This is a genomic window from Pseudomonas sp. NFPP25 (assembly GCF_900116505.1).
GTDB classification, from domain to species: Bacteria; Pseudomonadota; Gammaproteobacteria; order Pseudomonadales; family Pseudomonadaceae; genus Aquipseudomonas; species Aquipseudomonas protegens.
Genome location: NZ_FPBG01000005.1, coordinates 569,647 through 589,038, shown reverse-complemented (window position 1 = coordinate 589,038; position 19,392 = coordinate 569,647). Strand labels below are relative to the sequence as shown.

Below are 19,392 nucleotides of genomic sequence, written 5' to 3'. Positions count from 1 at the left end.
CATGCCCTTTTCCACTGCACCTTTTTCTACTGCCTGACAACGGATTGACCACGATGGATCTGACCCCACGCGAAAAAGACAAGCTGCTGATCTTCACCGCCGGCCTGGTGGCCGAGCGGCGACTGGCCCGCGGCCTCAAGCTCAACTACCCGGAAACCATGGCCTATATCTCCGCGGCGCTGCTCGAAGGCGCCCGGGACGGGCAGACCGTGGCCGAACTGATGCACTACGGCACCACCCTGCTCAGCCGCGAGCAGGTGATGGAAGGCATCCCGGAGATGATCCCGGACATCCAGGTGGAAGCCACCTTTCCCGACGGCACCAAGCTGGTCACCGTTCACCAACCCATCGCCTGAGGCCGTGCCATGACCTATCGCATCCGCGATGCCCTGCATGCCGACCTGCCGGCGATCCGCGACATCTACAACGACGCCGTGCTCAACACCACGGCGATCTGGAACGAGCAACCGGTAGACCTGGGCAACCGCCAGGCCTGGTTCAGCGCACGCCAGGCCCAGGGCTATCCGATCCTGGTGATCATCAACGCCGAGGAGCAGGTGCTCGGCTACGCTTCCTTCGGCGACTGGCGGCCTTTCGACGGCTTCCGTCACACCGTGGAACATTCGGTCTATGTGCGCAGCGACCAGCGCGGCAACGGCCTGGGCCCGCAGTTGATGGCGGTGCTGCTGGAGCGCGCCCGGGGCTGTGGCAAGCACGTGATGGTGGCCGCCATCGAGAGCGGCAATAGCGCCTCGGTCCGTCTGCATGAGCGCCTGGGGTTCATCAGCACCGGGCAGATGCCTCAGGTGGGCACCAAGTTCGGGCGCTGGCTGGACCTGACCTTCATGCAGCTGATTCTCAACCCCGGGGCGCAACCGCCCGCCCCGCACAAGGAGTGAAATCTCGATGAACGCCGCCCAACTGCGCCTTGTCCATGGAGAAAGCTTTGCCCATTACCGTCAGGGACTGATCGAGTTGCTGCTGGACTCGGTGCAGCATGGTGCGTCCATCGGCTTCATGGCCGATCTCGACGACAGCCAGGCCCGCAGCTACCTCAGCAGCGTGCAGGCCGGGGTCGAGGACGGCAGCCTGCTGTTGTGGGTGGTGGTACGCGACGAGAAAGTCCTGGCCAGCGTGCAACTGGCCCTGTGCATGAAGGCCAACGGGCGCAACCGCGCCGAGGTGCAGAAGCTCCAGGTCCTGCACAGCGCCCGCCGCCGCGGCCTGGGCCAGCAGTTGATGAATGCCCTGGAACAGGCCGCCCGCCAGCACAAGCGCGGGCTGTTGTACCTGGACACGGAGGCCGGCTCCGCGGCGGAAGAGTTCTACCGCGCCCTGGGCTATACCCGGGTCGGCGAACTGCCCAACTACTGCCAGAGCCCGGACGGCACCTATACCGCCACCGCCATCTACTTCAAGACCCTGGGACAACCCCTATGATTCCTGGCCAATACCAGATCCAGCCCGGCGAGATCGAACTCAACGCCGGGCGCCGTACCCTGCGCCTGAACGTATCCAACAGCGGCGACCGGCCAATCCAGGTCGGCTCCCACTACCACTTCTTCGAAACCAACGACGCCTTGACCTTCGACCGTGCCGCCAGCCGCGGCATGCGCCTGAACATCGCCGCCGGCACCGCGGTGCGCTTCGAACCGGGCCAGACCCGGGAAGTGGAACTGGTGGAACTGGCCGGCAAGCGCCGGGTATTCGGCTTCGCCGGGCGGATCATGGGCGACCTCTGATCCCTCGACCCTACGCACGTAGGAGCCAGCTTGCCGGCGAATGCGGTCTTTCGGGCCCCTTCGCCGGCAAGCCGGCTCCTGCAAGACCTGTTTTTGTAAGGAGCTGCGATGAAGATTTCCCGTGAAGCCTACGCCGACATGTTCGGCCCCACCGTGGGCGACAAGGTGCGGCTGGCCGACACCGAGCTGTGGATCGAAGTGGAGAAGGATTTCACCACCTACGGTGAAGAAGTGAAGTTCGGCGGCGGCAAGGTGATCCGTGACGGTATGGGCCAGAGCCAGTTGCTGGCCGCCGAGGTGGTGGACACCCTGATCACCAACGCCCTGATCATCGACCACTGGGGCATCGTCAAGGCCGACGTCGGCCTCAAGGACGGGCGCATCGCCGCCATCGGCAAGGCCGGCAATCCGGACATCCAGCCCGACGTGAACATCGCCATCGGCGCCAGCACCGAGGTCATCGCCGGTGAGGGCATGATCCTCACCGCCGGCGGCATCGACACCCATATCCACTTCATCTGCCCGCAGCAGATCGAAGAGGCGCTGATGAGCGGCGTCACCACCATGATCGGTGGCGGCACGGGACCTGCCACCGGGACCAACGCCACCACCTGCACCTCCGGGCCCTGGCACATGGCGCGCATGCTCCAGGCGGCGGACGCCTTCGCCATGAACATCGGCTTTACCGGCAAGGGCAACGCCAGCCTGCCCGAGCCGCTGATCGAACAGGTCAAGGCCGGGGCCATCGGCCTCAAGCTGCACGAGGACTGGGGCAGCACCCCGGCCAGCATCGACAACTGCCTGAGCGTGGCCGATGAGTACGACGTGCAGGTGGCGATCCACACCGACACCCTCAATGAATCGGGCTTCGTCGAAACCACCCTGGGCGCCTTCAAGGGCCGCACCATCCATACCTACCACACCGAAGGCGCCGGCGGCGGCCATGCCCCGGACATCATCAAGGCCTGCGGCCTGGCCAACGTGCTGCCCAGCTCCACCAACCCGACCCGGCCCTTCACCCGCAACACCATCGACGAACACCTGGACATGCTGATGGTCTGCCATCACCTGGACCCGAGCATCGCCGAGGACGTGGCCTTCGCCGAAAGCCGCATCCGCCGGGAGACCATTGCCGCCGAGGACATCCTCCACGACCTCGGGGCCTTCTCCATGATCAGCTCCGACAGCCAGGCCATGGGCCGGGTCGGCGAAGTGGTGACCCGCACCTGGCAGACCGCCGACAAGATGCACCGCCAGCGCGGTCCGCTGCCGGGAGACGGCCCGGGCAACAGCAACTTCCGGGTCAAGCGCTACATCGCCAAGTACACCATCAACCCGGCGATCACCCACGGCATCAGCCATGAGGTGGGTTCCGTCGAAGTGGGCAAGTGGGCCGACCTGGTGCTCTGGCGCCCGGCGTTCTTCGGGGTCAAGCCGACCCTGATCCTCAAGGGCGGGGCCATTGCCGCCAGCCTGATGGGCGACGCCAACGCCTCGATCCCGACCCCGCAGCCGGTGCACTACCGGCCGATGTTCGCCAGCTTCGGCGGCAGCCGTCACGCCACCAGCCTGACCTTCATCAGCCAGGCGGCACTGGAGGCCGGGGTGCCGGAGCAGTTGGGGCTGAAAAAACGCATCGCCGTGGTCAAGGGCTGTCGCAACGTGCAGAAAACCGACCTGATCCACAACGACTACCTGCCGGATATCGAAGTCGACCCGCAGACCTATCAGGTCAAGGCTGATGGCGTCCTGCTGTGGTGCGAACCGGCGGACGTGCTGCCCATGGCCCAGCGCTACTTCCTGTTCTAGGGCCGGTCCACCACTGGGCAGAGTGGCTGCTGAAATGTTCGATTAGGCGCTAAGATGCGTCTCGGTTTTCCACTCACTGCCCAGTAAGGTGCCCGGCTATGCGCCTGTCCGATTTTATCGTGCAGCACGTTGATCGAATCGTTGATGAATGGGAACAATTTGCCAGGAGCCTCGCCCAGGACTCCCTAACCCGCACGGACCTGCGTGACCACGCGCGCTCCATCCTGCTGGCCGCCGCCCGGGATATGTGCACCGCCCAGAGCCCCGGGGAACAACGGGCCAAGGCCAAGGGCGAAGGCCCGGAAAAAACCCCCAGCCTGGATGCCGCGGCCGCCAGCCATGGCGAGCTGCGCCATCACGTGGGGTTCGACCTGGTGCAGATGACCTCGGAATTCCGCCACCTGCGAGCCTGCGTGATCCGCCTGTGGGTGGCCAGCCTGCAGACACCGGACCTGGCCTACCTGCAGGACATGATCCGTTTCAACGAAGCCATTGATGAAGCCCTGGCCGAGTCCACCGCGGCCTATGCCGAACAGGTCAGCCGCTCGCGGGATATCTTCCTGGCAATTCTTGGCCACGACCTGCGGGCGCCGTTGCAGGCAGTGAGCATGTCCACTGAAATGCTGGCACGCAAAGTCGCCCTGGACGGCGACGCCCAGGCCTTCGTTTCACGTATCAAGAGCGGCACCCGGCACATGGGCGCCATGGTCAGCGACCTGCTGGAGTTCGTGCGCAGCCGCCTGGGCAGCAGCCTGCCTATCGAACCTGCGCCCATGGACCTGGCCAGCGCGGCCAAGGCGGCCATGGACGAAGCCTGCGCCGGGCAGCCCGATTGCACCCCGCTGATGAGCTTCGAGGGCGACAGCCATGGCATCTGGGACCGCGGGCGCATCGAGCAGATGCTGCAGAACCTGATCGGCAACGCCCTGCAGCACGGCAACAACCGCCGCACCGTGACCGTGACCATCACCGGTGGCGCGGAACAGGTGCTGTTGACCGTGCACAACTACGGCACGCCGATCCCCCCGGAGGCCCTGGGCACCCTGTTCGACCCGTTGGTGCGCAGCGTCGACGAAGAACTGGGCAACCCCAGCACCAGCCTTGGCCTGGGGTTGTTCATCGTCAAGGAAGTGGTGGTTGCCCACCAGGGCAGCATCGAAGTCAGCTCCAACGCCAGCGATGGCACCACCTTCACCGTGGTCCTGCCGCGCGTCTCCCGCGCCACCCCGTAGGAGCTGGCTTGCCAGCGAAGGCGCCAGCACAAGCGACGCAAGGCTCAAGGGCCTCTTCGCCGGCAAGCCGGCTCCTACAGGGGGCGGTCAGTCCACCAGCAGGCGGCCCAGGCGCTGTTTGAGCATCTGGTTCTCGGCGCGTAGTTGCCGCACTTCGTCCAGCAGGTCCAGGGCCAGGGCCACGCCTTCCCATTCCAGGTCCAGGTCGCGGCGCAACTTCGCCGCGCGCTTGGCCAGGGACAGCTCATAGTCGTTGAAGCGCCAGTCCTTGGGCGCCCGGCCCTGAGGTTCGAGGATGCCGTGCTCGACGATTTCGATCACGTAGGCCGCCGACAGGTCGGCCACTTCACAGAACTCTTCCATGTCCAGCTGAACGATCAGGGTGCTCATGATCAGCGCCTCCTAGTGTCGAATCAGAAATTTTCCCGGGGGTCGAACGCCGCCTTCTTCGCCAGCTCCTGCCACAAGGCCTTGACGTCGTCGCCCGCCTGCTTGGGCATGACCGCCTTGAGTTGCACGAACAGGTAGCCGCGCTGGCCGGCCTTGTTCAGCAGGCCATGGCCCTTGGCGCGCATGCGCTGGCCATTCTGGCTGCCGGCCGGAACCTTGAGGTTGATCTTGCCGGTCAGGGTCGGTACCGCGACCTCGGTCCCCAGCGCCAGCTCCCAGGGGGCCAGTGGCAGGGTGATGATCAGGTTCTCGCCTTCGACATCGAACTTGGGATGCGGCGCGAAGCGAATGGTCAGGTACAGGTCGCCATTCGCGCCGCCGCCCACGCCCGGCGCGCCCTGGCCCTTGAGGCGGATGCGCTCGCCGTCGGTGACACCTGCCGGAATCTTCACGTTCAGGCTCTTGCTGGTGTTGCTGACGTGTTGGCCATTGGCGTTGTACTGCGGCACCTGGAAGCTGATCTTCTTCGACTCGGTGGACAGGGTTTCTTCAAGAAAGATCGGCAGTTCCATTTCCACATCCTGTCCACGACGACCGCTGCTGCGGCGCTGCTCCGGGCCGCCGAATCCTGGCCCCCGGTTACCAAAGATCGAACTGAAGAAGTCCGAGAAATCGCCACCGTCCTCGCCGCCGCCAAAACCGCCACGGCTCTGCCAGCCCGGCGGACCCTGGAAGGGCTGGCCATGCTGGCCGTACTTGCGCAGGTCATCGTACTCGGCGCGCTTGTCGGCGCTTTTCAGCGCTTCATAGGCTTCCGAGGCGTCCTTGAACTTGGCCTCGGCATCCTTTTCCTTACTGACGTCGGGGTGGTACTTGCGCGCCAGCTTGCGATAGGCGGCCTTGATCGCCTTGTCGTCCGCTGTCGGCTCCACGCCGAGAATCTTGTAATAGTCTTTGAAGTCCATCGAGGGAATCACCATCCGTTATCAAAGTCGCGCGGCGTGCAGCACAGCATGCTCGGTCTGGCAGCATGAGAATTGATCAATCTCAATTCTCTGACTGAACGGCGCATCAGAAGTTTATCGGCAGCCTCGGGCGGATCTTGTGATCCCGGGTGGCTGCTCGGCCCATGCCTGCAAGTTTGGGGGTCAAGGATAGTCTTTCAAGGCACGACAGGGGGTGATTTAGCAGATAGTCGGCCTTTGCAAGGCGCGAGGACTGGCGTACGCTGCGCGGCCGTTTTTTTCACCGGATCCAAAGACATGAACAACGCCACCCCGGCCCGTGCCTGCGGCATTGACTTCGGTACCTCCAACTCCACCGTCGGCTGGCTGCGCCCCGGCGAGGAGACGCTGATCGCCCTGGAGGACGACAAGATCACCCTGCCTTCGGTGGTGTTCTTCAATATCGAGGAGCGCCGTCCGGTGTACGGCCGCCTGGCGTTGCACGAATACCTGGAAGGCTACGAAGGCCGGCTGATGCGCTCGCTCAAGAGCCTGCTGGGTTCCAAGCTGATCAAGCACGACACCAGCGTGCTGGGCACTGCCATGCCGTTCAAGGACCTCTTGGGGCTGTTCATCGGCCAACTGAAAAGCCGCGCCGAGGCCGCCGCCGGTCGGGAATTCGAAGAAGTGGTGCTGGGGCGCCCGGTGTTCTTCGTCGATGACGACGCCGCCGCCGACCAGGAAGCCGAAGACACCCTGGTGGAAGTGGCCCGCAAGATCGGCTTCAAGGAAGTGTCCTTCCAGTACGAACCCATCGCCGCGGCCTTCGACTACGAATCCACCATCGAGCGCGAGGAACTGGTGCTGATCGTCGACATCGGCGGTGGTACCTCGGACTTCTCCCTGGTGCGCCTGTCTCCCGAGCGCCGTGGCGTCGATAACCGCCACGACGACATCCTCGCCACCGGCGGCGTGCACGTGGGCGGTACCGACTTCGACAAGCAACTGAGCCTCCAGGGCGTGATGCCGCTGTTCGGCTACGGCAGCCGGATGAAGAGCGGCGCCTACATGCCCACCAGCCACCACATGAACCTGGCGACCTGGCACACCATCAACTCGGTGTACTCGCAGAAATCCCAGTTGGCCCTGGGCAGCATGCGCTATGACATCGAGGACACCGGCGGCATCGACCGTCTGTTCAAGCTGATCGAACAGCGCGCCGGGCACTGGCTGGCCATGGAAGTGGAAGAGACCAAGATCCAGCTGACCCACGCAGAGAACCGCCTGGTGGCCCTGGACCGGATCGAGCGCGACCTCAACGTGGACCTGACCCGGGCCCTGTTCGAATCCTCCATCGACGGTTTGCTGGAGCGCATCCGCACCAGCGTCACCCAGTTGCTGAGCGACGCCAATGTCGGTGTGGGCCAGGTCGATACGGTGTTCTTCACCGGTGGTTCCAGCGGCATTCCGGCGCTGCGCCAGAGCGTGGCGGCGATGCTGCCCAATACCCGGCATGTGGAAGGCAATATCTTCGGTAGCATCGGCAGCGGCCTGGCCATCGAGGCCAAGAAGCGTTACGGCTGAAACAGCTTCGCCGGCCCGCCGGCTCCTACAAGGTTCTGTAGGAGCCGGCGGGCCGGCGAACAAGGTTCACACCAATCCCGCCAGCTTCAACTCGCTCTTCAGGTACGCGTAATAGATCGGCCCCGCCACCACCCCGGGCAGGCCGAAGGCGGCCTCGAACACCAGCATCGCCAGCAGCAGCTCCCAGGACTTGGCACTGATCTGCCCGCCAACGATCCGCGCGTTGAGGAAGTATTCCAGCTTGTGGATAAAGATCAGGTAGCCCAGCGCCGCCACCGCCACCCAGATCGACAGCGACAGGCCGACGATGGTGATCAGTGTGTTGGAAATCAGGTTGCCGATCACCGGCAGCAGGCCCAGCAGGAAGGTCAGCACGATCAGGGTCTTGGTCAGCGGCAGCTTGACCCCGAACAGCGGCAGGATCAGCGCCAGGAAGATCCCGGTGAAGAAGGTGTTGAGCAGGGAGATCTTGATCTGGGCGAAGACGATGTTGCGAAACGCCTGGACCAGCAGGTGCAGACGGTCGAACAGCGCCGCCGCCAGAGGCTTGCGCTTGGTCAGGTCGGGGACCCGCTGCAGGGCAATGATCGCCCCCAGGACCATGCCGATCAGCAGGGTCACGAACATGTGCGCCGCGTCCTTGCCTACCAGTTGCAACTCGCTCAGGTGCTTGCTGGCCCAGGCGCCGATGGCGGCCTGGAACTCGGCGGCGCTGGCCGGCAGGTAGGAATCGAGGAACGGCGGCAACTGGCCCCGGGCCTTGTCCACCACCACCATGAACTTGCCCAGCGAGGCACCCGGGTTCTCCGCCTCATGCAACAGGAAGCTGATGGCCCCGGCGAACAGCAGGGTCAGCAGGCTGACCACCAGGGTGCCCAGCAGGGCCACCGCCAGCCAGCGCGCACGCCGGCCTTCGATCAGCCGCTGCAGTTGCGGGGTGAGCATGTTGACCAGCTCGAACACCAGCAACCCGGCCAGCAGGCTGGGCAGCAGACGCAGGGGCAAGGCCAGCAACAGGCCACCGAAGATGATGATCCAACTGATGAACAACAGATGACGCTGTGAAAACGCTGGCATATAGCCTCAAGACAGACAGCGGGGAAAAGACCGGCAGTCTGCCAGCCTTCACCCCTGAGGAATAGTGGCAGGCGCCGTGAGGACGCGGGCTTACAGGGTACTGGAGTGTTGTGACAGGCGAAGGTTCAGTCGGCTTTGGCCCCGGGCGCCGGGGCCGAAAGGTCGGGCAGCGGCACGTCGTAGCCGCAGTAGTGCAGGCGGGTCAGGGTCAGGCGCTTGTCGGGGTAGTCGCTGCCCCAGGCGCTTCCCCGGTCATAACGAGCCTTGCCGCGGGCACAAGCAGCCTGGAGCCGGTTTTGTGCCTGAGCCAGAGCCGAAGGTGCCAGACGCTTGATCTGCAAGCTGGCAAAGAACGGCAGGATAAAGATTCGATCAAGATCGTAACCCTTGGCGCCCAAAGCCAGACGTTGCCCGGCATGTACATAGAACGGTTGAGTAAGGCCGCTTTCCCCTTCCCAGCACCAATACCTGACCTCATCCTCCCAGAGCCCCACTGCAGCCCCCTGCCAGTGCTCATAGAAGCGCAGGCACTGGTAGCCACCCCGGGTGACCCAATCCACTTCACGGGGTTTGGCACCACTGCCGGGCAAAGCCAATGCAGCCAGCTTGCCCTGGAGAAAGGCGTCGTGGGGATACATCAGCCCATAACCCTCACCGTCGAGAAAACTGCTGACCTTCATGTACAGCGAAGACGCCGATACCTGGACATCGCCATAGGCGAAGGTCCCCTCGGTAGCGACAGACAGGCTGTCGCTGATTCTGTCGTAGTAGAAACCGCCCATGAGCGTACCGCATTCTGTGTGCCGGAACGGTTCAGGCAGGTCGAAGGAGAAACGCTGGGGCAAGGTCACCCGCTTGGCCCCTTCGCTACACAACATGCGCTGCTCGGTGCGTCGCTCCTGCGGCTTGGCGGGGAGGTTCAGGCATCCCCCGAGCAGCAATGCCAGCCCCACCACCACACTTGGACTCCCCCTCATCTGCGGATAGTGTCCTTGCCATTGGCATCGATGAACGTAGGTTCAATGTACCGGGGATTCTTCTTGAACTGGTCCTGCAGCGCATTGGGCGCATCACCGCACATGCCCTTGGCAACACACAGGTAGTTCGAGTGCGGGCTATCCACTCCCGTCAACGAGGTGCTGGTCGCCAGCGAACCGAAGAAACGAGCCACCGGGTCGGACGAGTGCGTGAAGTTCTGCCCCAGCAGATCCGACACGGTATCGGTGACCGGCAACATGCCGAAAAAGGTCTTCGACCCCGGACGGTTGACCTGGAAGAAGGCGCCGTTGCCGATATCGAATCCGGCAGCATCGGCGGCTTCAAAGAAGCTCTTGGAACCCACTGGGGCGCCCGACAACTGGATGCTCCCGACCTGGCCATTGAGGTTGAAATCCAGGCCGGAAATCGCCCGGTAGGTCAACAGACCGCCCTGGCTGTGGCCGGCAACGTCCAGCTTGTACTCATCCTTGATCCCGGCCTGGAAGAAATCGTGCAGCTGCTGGGCGTTACCAGAGCGTACCGTCCCGCCCAGCGCCACATCCCACAGCGACTCGACCAAGTCGCCGAGAATCCCGTGCTCGGGGTTGTAGGCCTGCATGAAGGAATCGGAGCCGGTCTGCATCGCACCGTTGACCAATGCCGCCATCAGCGAGTTCTGGATGCCGTTGGTGAACACTGCACCATCACCATCGGGACGCTCGATCTCCATCAGCTTCTGCACGTTCTCGATCATCGGTTTGCCGGACAACGGGTCCACCTTGATGGTCTTGCCGTCGGACTCGTACTGGTACTTGGTCTCAACCCGATAGAAGCGCATGTCACCCGTGATCAAGGCCGGCACCTGGGTGATCAGGCCACCATGGTTCTCGACGCCGGGCATGATGCCACCGGTGTACTTGCCAGCCTTGTCGAGCACGGTTTCCAGGAGCCCGGGAATCCAGGCCAGCGGCAGCAACGACGGGTTGTCGGCCACCACCTGGTCCGCCGCCTTACTCAGGTCGCCAAACTGGGTGAAGATACCCGAGGCATTCTTGCCATAGTTCTTCATCCCCTCCTTCCACTGGTTCAGGGTCTGAATCGGGTGGTTCACCGACTCCAGGGACGACTGCGAGACATACAGGTCGGTACGCTTTTCCTTGTCCTTGGTGATTTCATAGGCCTGGGACACATCGCGGTTCAGGCCCGCAGTGGAGTCGACGCCAGTCTTGGCGTCGTTGCGCACGGTGATGGTGCCCGCGCCCACTGTGGCGCGCACTTCCTGCTCACGCTCCTTGCGGTAGTCATAGCCGCTGACGCTCCAGCCGGACGCCCCGGTCTTGCCCTTGCCTTCCTGGCTCTTGTCCGTGGTGAAGGCCACGTCCTTGCCGCCGGTGGCCTTGGCGCCATCGCCGCCGCCCCAGCCAAAGGTGCCGCCCGCATTGACGTAGTAGCTGTGCTCCTTGTCCTGGCCGGAGATATCGCGGAAGCCCAGGGTGCCGGTGTCCAGCTTGAGGTTGCCGTTGTCGGCGGCGACCAGCGCGCCGTCGAGCTGGGTGTGGTTCTCGGTGCGGATGTCCACTCCGTTCTTGCCGGTGATGCTGGTCTGCTCCTGGACCCAGTTGGTCTTGCCGGTGGTCTTGCCCATGCCCAGGGAACCGCTGACGCTGCCACCGCCGCCCAGGCCGATGCTCACGGTGACACTGGCATCCATTTCCTTGCCGCTGACCTTGCCGGTGTCCGGCACCGAGGACACGGTCAGGTCACCGCCAACCCGGCCGATGACCTCACCACCGCGCAGGGTGGCGCCGGCGATGGTGGTGTCCTTGCCACTGCTGAAGCGCAGCTGGTCGCCGGCTACCAGATTGGCGTTCTGCTGCCGCTGGTTGTCCCGGTCCAACTGGCCCTTGCCCATGTCGACGCTGGCGTAGACCGAGATGAAGTCCTTGCCGCCCACGGCCAGGCCCACTTCACCACCGCCGCTGTGGCGGTTGGACTCGCTGCTGGAATCGTTCTGCGCGGCGCGGATGGTCAGGTCGTTACCGGCGCCCAGGTCGATATCGCGCCCGGCCTGGACCTGGGTTCCGATCAGGGTCAGGTTGTTGCGCGCTTCAAGGCTGACATCACGCCCGGCGAGGAATACCGACGGGGTGTTGGTGCCCTGGTTCATCTGCTCGCTGGCCACACCGTTGCTGCCGCCGATACCGGCACGGGCGCTACCGCCGCCGCTCTGGCCATTGATGCCGCCCTGGCTGCGGGCGGTCTTGCTCTCTTCGGAGACCGAACCGCGGGCCACATCCACATTGATGTCACGGCCCACCAGGGTGATGTCGCGCCCGGCGTCGAACTGACCACCGCGAATGTTGATGTCATTGCCGGCCACGGCGCTGATATCCCGACCGGCCCCCAGGCTGGCAGGGCTGTTGCTGTGCACTTCCTGGCGCGAGCTGCTGGACTGGCTGGCCGTACCGAAATGGGTCGCGGTGGTCGGGCCCGAGGTGAACTGGTTGATCGCATCCACGGTGCTGAGCACGCTGGAGGCCTTGCTGGTGTTGTCCTCGCCTTTGCCGGTGCCCTTGAGGGCGTCCATGGTGTTGCCGTAGTTGTGGCTGACATTGACCGTCAGGCCATTGAGGTCACGGCTCTTGCTGCGCTCCTCGATCGAGGTTTCCTTGCCCGCGTCGATGCTGATATCGCGCCCGGCCTGCAGGTTGATATCACGCCCGGCATCCACTCGCGAGCCTTCCAGGGTCAAGTCACGTCCGGCCTTGATGGTTGCATCCTGCCCGGCCAGCAACTGGCTCGGCGCCACGGTCTGCTCGGCATTGCGCGATTTCTGCTTGAGGCCTTCGCTGCCCAGGAACGCGGTGACGCCATTGCGATCGCTCTCCAGGGACAGCCCCACATGCTTCTCGGATTTCCAGTTGCTCTGGTCCGAGCTGTTGCTGCCGGCCAGGACGTTGATGTCGCGTCCCGCCCCCACATTCAGGTTGCGCTCGGCCGCGGCCGTGCTGCCGATCATGTTGACGTCACGAGATGCCTGCAGGGTGGTGTCACGCCCGCCACTGACCACGCTGCCGACACTCTGGGATTGAATGTTTTCCTGGCCGGATTTCTTCGAGGAGGCAATCGAAGTGAAACTGCCGGAACTGGAGAACCCCACCTTGCTCTTGTACTTGTCGCTCTGGCTGCTGGAGGTGTTGGCCGCGTCCATCAGGTTGATGTCGCCGTTCTTGTCGATCAGCCCGGCGCGCACTTCGGCATCGCGCTTGGCTTCGATGGAACTGGCCGAAAGGTTGACGTTGGTCCCGGATATCACCACCGCGTCATTGCCGGCACTCAGCTCGCTGCCCACCTGGGTGGTGCTGCTGGAGGTGCGGCTGTTGCCGCTCTTGCTCAGGCCGAAGCTGCCTTTCTTCTTCTGGCTGTAGGCGCTGTCCTGCTGCTCCTGGGCCGAGACCAGGCTGACGTCCCGGGTAGCGCCCACCAACAGGTCGTTGCCGGCCTTGAGCTGGCTGCCGACCACGGTGACGTCGCGTCCGCCGTTGAGGCTGATACGGCCGTCCTTGTCCTGGCTGACGTTGACCATCAGGTCGTGTCCGGCGCTGATCTCGGAGGCCACGTTGGTGGTGGAGGAATCGGCGCTGCGGGTGGTCTTGCTCTTGCCCCAGGAACCCTTCTTCTTCTGGTAGAAGGTCGAGGACTGCTCGTCCTGGGCCGAAGCGATGACGATGTCGCGCTTGGCATTGAGGGACAGGTCGTTGCCGGCGCTGACCTGGCTCGCTACCACCGCCAGGTCGCGCCCGGCATTGAGTTCCAGGTTGCCGCCGGTGGTCACGCTGGAGCCCAGGGTCTGCACCGTGTCGTTGGTCACCAGGCCGCGACGGATCGCGCTCTGGGTGAAGGTGTGGTCCTGCACCGCCAGCAGGTCGATGTCGCGACCGGCGCTGAGCTTGGCATCGCCGGCACTGGCGAGCTGGCCGAGGTTGGTCAGGTCGCGACCGGCGCTGAGGTCCAGCTGCTGGCGCGCGGTGATCTGGCTGCCCTGGTCGAGGATGGTGCGATTGCCCGAGCCGTAGCCGACGGCCACTGCGGTGCGGTCGTTGATGATGTCGCCCTTGATCGAGGTGACGCTGACCTGGTTGCCGCGGATTTCCCCGGCCAGGGCGTTGCGCACGCTGTCCTGGGCCATCAGGCTGACCCGCTCGTTGGCCTCGATCAGGCCGCCCTGGTAGAGGCTGCCGCCAGCATTCACGCTCAGGTCGTTGCTGGCCCGCAGGGTACCGACGTTGGTCAGGTCGCCGCCGGCGATCAGGGTCATGTCGCGCCCCTGTATCAGGCTGCCACCGCGCAGGTTGCGGGTTTCCGCCTGGGCCAGGTAGAGCACCGGCACCAGCACTTTCTCACCCTGCACTTCGCGGGTTTCCATCCACACGATGTCATGGGTCAGCGAGGCCACCTGGGCCGGGGTCAGGGACACGCCGATGCTCAGGTTCAACTGGTCCTTGGAAGCGATGGCGTTGTCCATCAGGTAGCGGTACTGGTCGTAGTCGCTGGTCAGCCCGGCCGCCAGGAAGCGCTGGCCGGTCTGGGCCAGCACTGCGTCGCGAATCAGCCGGGTCTCGTACAGGCCGTCGCCCAGGCGGCGCCAGGTCTGGTCGGTGTTGTAGTTGAGGTTGCCGAGCATGTAGTCCGAGCTCATGAAGCGCGACAGGTCGGTGAAGGTCGGGTTGGTCTCGATCAGGTAGCGGCCCTGGGGGTTCTGGCTCTTGACGAACAGGCCGTACTCGCCCTGAGGCACGCGGAAGCTCGACAGCGAGGTCGGGTCCACGGCGGCGAACGGCACGCCGGAGAAATCCACCGGGACGAAGCTGACCTGGGTGGTGCCGTCGGCGCCGACCTTCTCGATGCGTTGCACATCCTTGGCCACCTGGTTGGCCGCCGCGGAGCTCTGGGCATTGACCGTGATCACCTGGCCGCCCACCTGGGCCAGGTTGTTCTGCAGCGTCTGCCCGGTGAGCTGGGCGCGGCTCTGTTCGCTCTGCACGCCGTTTTCAAGGGTGCCGCTGACCTGCAGGTGCAGGCGCTGGCCGGCCTGCAGGGTGGAGGCGTAGGCGCTCTGGGAACCCGGGGTGATCACCGTGTGGCTGGCGGGTTCGTAGATCGGGTACTGGGTCACCACGGTCGGCAGCGGGTCCTGCTGGCCCGGCGCGCGATTGGCGTTGGCGGCGTTCCAGGCGATGGTGGCGCGCTCGGCGGCGCGGAACGCGCCCTTGGAAACCCCGTGCAGGAAATAGCTGATGCTCTCGACCCGTTTGTTCAGGGTCAGGCCCCGGTTGTACAGGTTGTTGGCGGTGATGGAGACATCGCGGTTGGCGGCGATCAGGCTCTGGTCGTTTTCCACCGTATCGGCATTGATGGTCAGGTCACGGTTGGACACCAGGCGGGCGCCAGCGGAGTGCTCGCCCATGGTGCCTTCGTAGGTGGTGTTAACGATGTAAGTGGCGGTGTGGTAATCGCCGGAACAATCGGTGCAGTTGATCACGATATTGCGCTGGGTGATGGTTTCGCCGACCTGGTACTGGTCCATGGCGTTTTGCAGCAACGCCACGTTGAGGTTCATGTCGCCCTCGCTTTCGATGGTTCCGGAGCGGTTGCTCAGCAGGGCCGCGCGGCCCCCGTCGAGGGCGGCGAAGCTGAGGTTGCCGGCGCTGTAGATGTCGCCGTAGCTGTTGGCCAGGCCGTTGCCCCGCAGGAGCATGTCGCCGCCGCTGTAGATCAGGGTGTCGGCTGAGGTGGTGATGCCGTTGCTGGAGCGCAGCTGCATCTGCCCCAGGGCGCCCAGGGTGCCGCGGTTGTTGATCTGCCCCGCCGACACGTAGAGGTTCTGGCTGGCGATCAGCCGGCCCAGGTTGTCCAGGGTGCCGCGCAGGTTCAGCTCGGTGTCGCCGCCGCTGGCGATACGACCGCCGTTCTGGTTGAGGTCGCTGGCGCCCACCGTGAGCTTGCCCCGGGACGACAGCAGGCCGCTGTTGTTCAGGTTGCCCCCCAGGTCCAGGGTCAGGTAGCCGTCACTGGCCAGTTCCCCGGCGTTGTTCAGGGTTGCGGCGCCCACCCGCAGGCCGCTGGCGCTGGCGATACGGTCGCCGGCACTGAGGTTGAGATCGCCACCGGTGCTCAGGTCCAGGGCGCCGTTGAGCTGCATCAGCCCGCTGCGGTCCACCCAGCCGATGTCCCAGTCGCCCCGGCCCAGGCCGGTGATGCGCCCCTGGAGGCCCGAGAGCCCGCCCAGGTCGAGTTTGAACAGGCCGTTGCCAGCGTGCTCGATGCTGCCGCCGACGTTGTTCAGGTTGCCCGCATTCAGGCTGAAGGCGTTGGAGCCCAGGGCCAGGCTACCGCCCTGGTTGTACAGGCTGCCGCCCAGGCTGACCCGGCTTTGCTCCCCGCCTACGGCGCGGATTCGCCCGCCGGCGCTGTTGTCCAGGTTGCCGCCCACCAGCAGCAGCGAGCCGGCCGACTCCACCAGGCCGCCCTGGTTGTAGAGGTTGGCCGCGGTGGTCAGGTCCAACTGATGGGCGCTGATTTCGCCGCCCCAGCGGTTGTCCAGGGTCTGTCCGGAAGCGCTGAGCAGGCCGTTGGCGTAGAGCTTGCCTGCCTGGTTGGTGAGGCGGTCCACCACCAGCTTCAGGTTGCCGGCCTGGCTGCTGATCAAGCCGGCCTTGCCGTTCAGGGCACTGTTATCCACAGCCCCGGCCGTCACCGCGAGGGTCGCGCCCTGCAGGGTGCCGCCACGGTTGTCCAGGCTGCCCTGGCCCAGGGTGACTTCACCATGGCCGCCCTGGGCCAGGATCATCCCTTCGGCGTTGTTCAGGCCCCCGGCCACCAGGTTCAGGCCATCGCTGCCAGCAAGCAGTTGCCCCTGGCGGTTGTCCAGCGCGCCGCCATCGACCTCCAGGCGCTTGCCCTTGAGGGTGCCGCCCTGGTTGTCGAGACGGGCCAGCTGGGTGACCTTGAGTGCCTGGTCACCGGCGTCGATGACCCCGGCGCTGTTGTTCAATACGCCGTTGTTGAGGGCCACATGCAGCCCCCCGGCCTTGGCCACCACTGCGCCCCTGGCGCTGTTGTCCAGGCCCGCAGCGTTGATCCCGACGCTCTCGCCGAGGATCACCCCGCCACTGTTGTCCAGTTGGCCGCCGTTGACTTGCAGATGCCCGTCGCTTTGCAGGCGCCCCTGGCTGTTGAGCAACTGCCCCGGGGTGGCGCCGTCGGCAGTCAAGGTCAGCAGCAAGCCGTCGCTGCCCGCCGCCAGCAGGCCTGCGCCCTGGTTGTCCAGGCGCTGGGTGCTCAGGCTCAGGCGGTCGCCCACCAGTTGCCCGCCTCGGTTGTCCAAAAGGCCGTTGTTGGTCAGCAGCAATTGATTGCCCACCACCACGCCGCCCTGGTTGTTCAGGCTGCCGGAGCCGATCTGCACATCGCCGTTCTTGGCCTGCAAATGGCCCAGGGCGTTGTTCAGATGCTGCTTGACCGTCAGGGTCAGCTGGCCGGCTTCGGCGCTGAGTACCCCGCCCTGGTTCTGGCTGAGGCTGTCGAGGTTGGCAGTCAGTACGTTGCCGATCACCTGGCCCTGGTTGTTGGCCAGGTCCCGGGCTTCCAGCAGCAGGTTGTCCTTGCCTTGCAGCAGGCCGCCCTGGTTGTCGATGTCCGCGGTGTGCAGCTCAAGCCCGGTGGCATCCACCGTGCCGCCCTGGTTATCGAGCTTGCCACTGCTGGTGAGGGTCAGCTGCGGAGCAACCAGGGTGCCAGCGCGGTTATCCACGCTGGCGGACTTGAGGCTGAGCAGCGATGTGGCCTGGAGCTTGCCACCCGCATTGATCAGGTCCTGGGCGAGGCTCACCTGCAACTCGCCCTTCTCGGCGCTGACCAGGCCCTTCTGGCTGTTGTCCAGGCGAGTGCCAGTGATCTTGATCTGGTCGGCCAGCAGCTTGCCGCCCTGGTTGAGCAACTCTGCGCCCTGGGTTTCCAGCAGGGTCTGGGCCTGGAGCTGGCCACCGTTGTTGTTCAACTGCTCGCTGACCTTGAAGGTGGCGCTGCCCTGGCTGGCCCCGATCAGGCCCTGCTGGTTGTCCAGCCGCCCGGCGCTGATCTCTACCCGGTCGGCAATCATCGAGCCTTTCTGGTTGCTCACTTCGCGGGCCTTGAGGGTCAGGTCGGCGCCCGCCACTTCCAGGCGCCCGCCGTTGTTGTTCAGGCTATCCAGAGTGAGCGTCGCGGCCTGCTGCTCGCCAAAGCGGATCAGGCCGCCCAGGTTGGCGATGGCCGGGGTGGTCAGCACCAGCTCGTGCTGTGCCAGCACCCGGGCCTGTGCGCCCTGGTTGACCAGGCGCGCGGTCTTGACTTCGACCTTGGGCCCCTGAATCACCCCGTTCTGGTTGTTCAGGGCCTGGCGCGCGGTCAGCTCCAGGTTGCGGCTGGCCAGTACGTTGCCGCGGTTCTCCAGGGTGCCGGCGGTCAGCTTGACCTCGCCGTGATCGTTGCGGCTGTTGTCGGTGTTGACTCCGGCTTCGATGATGCCGTGGTTGACCACTTGCGCGGCGTCCACCACCTGGACCCGGTCCCGGGCCGCCAGGCTGGTCTGCACCTGGATCTGCTCGGCGGCCTGCAGGGTCGCCTCGGTGCCGGCGTAGGCCTTGCCCTTGAGCTCGATGCTCTGGGCCTTGATGGCGATGGCCTGGTTGGCGCCCATGCCGGCGACCGTGACCTTGCCGTTGGCGTCGATCTGGATATCACCGGTGCTGGCCGCCATTTCCCCGGACATGTTCACCCCCACGCCCTTTTCCGTGCCCACCAGGCGGATCGCCCCGGCGTACATGCCGCCCAGGGCCGAGCTGTCGATGGCCAGTTCCGGCTTGGCGCTGGCGTCGGCATCCCGGGCCGTGACGCTCAGGTCATCGGCCTTGACGTCGTTGCGCCCGGTGATGACGTTGAGCTTCTTGGCGTACAGGTCGGCATTGAGCTTGGTACTGCGGGTGATCAGGTCGAACTGGTCGATGTTGCTGGCGTTGAGGCCGGCGCCTTCGATGCTGATGTCGCCGCCATCGACCTGGAAGCGATCGAGTTTCTGCCCTTCGATCACCGGCTTGCCGGTGGTCAGGGTGGCCCGTGGGGTGTTGATGAAGCCGCAGCCGTTGCAGGTGATGCCATGGGGGTTGGCGACGATCACCCGGGCCGACTGCCCGGCCACTTCGGTATAGCCCGCCAGCTTGCTGCGATTGCTGCCGGTGACTTCGTTGAGAATGACCTGGGCCGCCTGCCCCTTGAGGTTGGGGTTGCCCATGATGTAGCCGCCCAGCTGAGTGTTCTGGGTCGAGCCGGTACCGTTATTGAGGATCAGGCCGTTGCTGCCGACGTTGTATTCGCTGAACTTGTTGTGGGACAAGCCGGCGCCGTTGGCGGCGTTGATGTTGACGATGGGTACGCCATTGCCGGCCGCGCCGATGGTGGCGTTGCCCCCCGCGGCCGGGTCCAGGGCCAGGCCTGCGGCCACGCTGACGATCGGGTTGAGAAACAGGATCCCCGACAACGACAGGGCAATGCATTGGGCAAAAGGCTTGCGTACGTCCATGTGCGAATCATCCATTC

Annotated in this window: 12 protein-coding genes; 7 read left to right on the top strand and 5 right to left on the bottom strand. The window is 64.9% G+C overall.

The window, feature by feature from the left end:
- Positions 1-53: 53 nt before the first annotated feature.
- From ureA to BM382_RS22535, 6 genes are all read left to right on the top strand, one after another.
- Positions 54-356: an urease subunit gamma gene (gene ureA, locus BM382_RS22560; protein ID WP_011059003.1), complete on the top strand. Its 303-nt coding sequence runs from the start codon at positions 54-56 to the stop codon at positions 354-356.
- A 9-nt stretch (positions 357-365) separates the two neighbouring features.
- Entirely contained in the window at positions 366-899 is a 534-nt protein-coding gene (locus BM382_RS22555; protein ID WP_011059002.1) for a GNAT family N-acetyltransferase, read from the top strand.
- A gap of 7 nt (positions 900-906) precedes the next feature.
- Positions 907-1,440: a GNAT family N-acetyltransferase gene (locus BM382_RS22550; RefSeq protein WP_011059001.1), complete on the top strand. Its 534-nt coding sequence runs from the start codon at positions 907-909 to the stop codon at positions 1,438-1,440.
- Positions 1,437-1,742, top strand: coding sequence for an urease subunit beta (locus BM382_RS22545; protein WP_011059000.1), 306 nt, complete (start codon positions 1,437-1,439; stop codon positions 1,740-1,742). The genes BM382_RS22550 and BM382_RS22545 overlap by 4 nt, the downstream gene beginning before the upstream one ends.
- A 108-nt stretch (positions 1,743-1,850) precedes the next feature.
- Positions 1,851-3,551: an urease subunit alpha gene (gene ureC, locus BM382_RS22540; RefSeq protein WP_072443947.1), complete on the top strand. Its 1,701-nt coding sequence runs from the start codon at positions 1,851-1,853 to the stop codon at positions 3,549-3,551.
- A 98-nt stretch (positions 3,552-3,649) separates the two neighbouring features.
- Entirely contained in the window at positions 3,650-4,783 is a 1,134-nt protein-coding gene (locus BM382_RS22535; RefSeq protein ID WP_053148822.1) for a sensor histidine kinase, read from the top strand.
- Positions 4,784-4,870: 87 nt separating this feature from the next.
- Here BM382_RS22535 and BM382_RS22530 read toward each other — a convergent pair whose 3' ends face one another.
- Complete coding sequence (locus tag BM382_RS22530; RefSeq protein WP_011058997.1) at positions 4,871-5,173, bottom strand: chaperone modulator CbpM; 303 nt, start codon at positions 5,171-5,173, stop codon at positions 4,871-4,873.
- A 23-nt stretch (positions 5,174-5,196) separates the two neighbouring features.
- The gene (locus BM382_RS22525; protein WP_011058996.1) at positions 5,197-6,138 is read right to left on the bottom strand and encodes a DnaJ C-terminal domain-containing protein; all 942 of its coding nucleotides are present in this window, start codon (positions 6,136-6,138) and stop codon (positions 5,197-5,199) included.
- A 297-nt stretch (positions 6,139-6,435) separates the two neighbouring features.
- Here BM382_RS22525 and BM382_RS22520 point away from each other — a divergent pair, with 297 nt between their 5' ends.
- Positions 6,436-7,701 carry an Hsp70 family protein gene (locus BM382_RS22520; protein ID WP_072443945.1) on the top strand — a complete coding sequence of 422 codons (1,266 nt, stop codon included), beginning with the start codon at positions 6,436-6,438 and terminating at the stop codon, positions 7,699-7,701.
- Between the two features lie 66 nt (positions 7,702-7,767).
- Here the strand turns inward: BM382_RS22520 and BM382_RS22515 are convergent, their stop codons facing one another.
- From BM382_RS22515 to BM382_RS22505, 3 genes are all read right to left on the bottom strand, one after another.
- The gene (locus tag BM382_RS22515; protein WP_011058994.1) at positions 7,768-8,778 is read right to left on the bottom strand and encodes an AI-2E family transporter; all 1,011 of its coding nucleotides are present in this window, start codon (positions 8,776-8,778) and stop codon (positions 7,768-7,770) included.
- Between the two features lie 125 nt (positions 8,779-8,903).
- Positions 8,904-9,755, bottom strand: coding sequence for a hypothetical protein (locus BM382_RS22510; protein ID WP_170866344.1), 852 nt, complete (start codon positions 9,753-9,755; stop codon positions 8,904-8,906).
- A complete protein-coding gene (locus tag BM382_RS22505; RefSeq protein WP_239690418.1) occupies positions 9,752-19,390 on the bottom strand; it encodes a hemagglutinin repeat-containing protein in 9,639 nt (3,212 codons plus the stop codon). Before BM382_RS22505 ends, BM382_RS22510 begins: the two co-directional genes overlap by 4 nt.
- Between the last annotated feature and the right edge of the window lie 2 nt (positions 19,391-19,392).

What these genes read in the sequence shown, in the direction of transcription:
- ureA (WP_011059003.1), top strand. Translation starts at nt 54, where the DNA reads ATGGATCTGACCCCACGCGAAAAAGACAAGCTGCTGATCTTCACCGCC.
- BM382_RS22555 (WP_011059002.1), top strand. Translation starts at nt 366, where the DNA reads ATGACCTATCGCATCCGCGATGCCCTGCATGCCGACCTGCCGGCGATC.
- BM382_RS22550 (WP_011059001.1), top strand. Translation starts at nt 907, where the DNA reads ATGAACGCCGCCCAACTGCGCCTTGTCCATGGAGAAAGCTTTGCCCAT.
- BM382_RS22545 (WP_011059000.1), top strand. Translation starts at nt 1,437, where the DNA reads ATGATTCCTGGCCAATACCAGATCCAGCCCGGCGAGATCGAACTCAAC.
- ureC (WP_072443947.1), top strand. Translation starts at nt 1,851, where the DNA reads ATGAAGATTTCCCGTGAAGCCTACGCCGACATGTTCGGCCCCACCGTG.
- BM382_RS22535 (WP_053148822.1), top strand. Translation starts at nt 3,650, where the DNA reads ATGCGCCTGTCCGATTTTATCGTGCAGCACGTTGATCGAATCGTTGAT.
- BM382_RS22530 (WP_011058997.1), bottom strand. Translation starts at nt 5,173, where the DNA reads ATGAGCACCCTGATCGTTCAGCTGGACATGGAAGAGTTCTGTGAAGTG.
- BM382_RS22525 (WP_011058996.1), bottom strand. Translation starts at nt 6,138, where the DNA reads ATGGACTTCAAAGACTATTACAAGATTCTCGGCGTGGAGCCGACAGCG.
- BM382_RS22520 (WP_072443945.1), top strand. Translation starts at nt 6,436, where the DNA reads ATGAACAACGCCACCCCGGCCCGTGCCTGCGGCATTGACTTCGGTACC.
- BM382_RS22515 (WP_011058994.1), bottom strand. Translation starts at nt 8,778, where the DNA reads ATGCCAGCGTTTTCACAGCGTCATCTGTTGTTCATCAGTTGGATCATC.
- BM382_RS22510 (WP_170866344.1), bottom strand. Translation starts at nt 9,755, where the DNA reads ATGAGGGGGAGTCCAAGTGTGGTGGTGGGGCTGGCATTGCTGCTCGGG.
- BM382_RS22505 (WP_239690418.1), bottom strand. Translation starts at nt 19,390, where the DNA reads ATGGATGATTCGCACATGGACGTACGCAAGCCTTTTGCCCAATGCATT.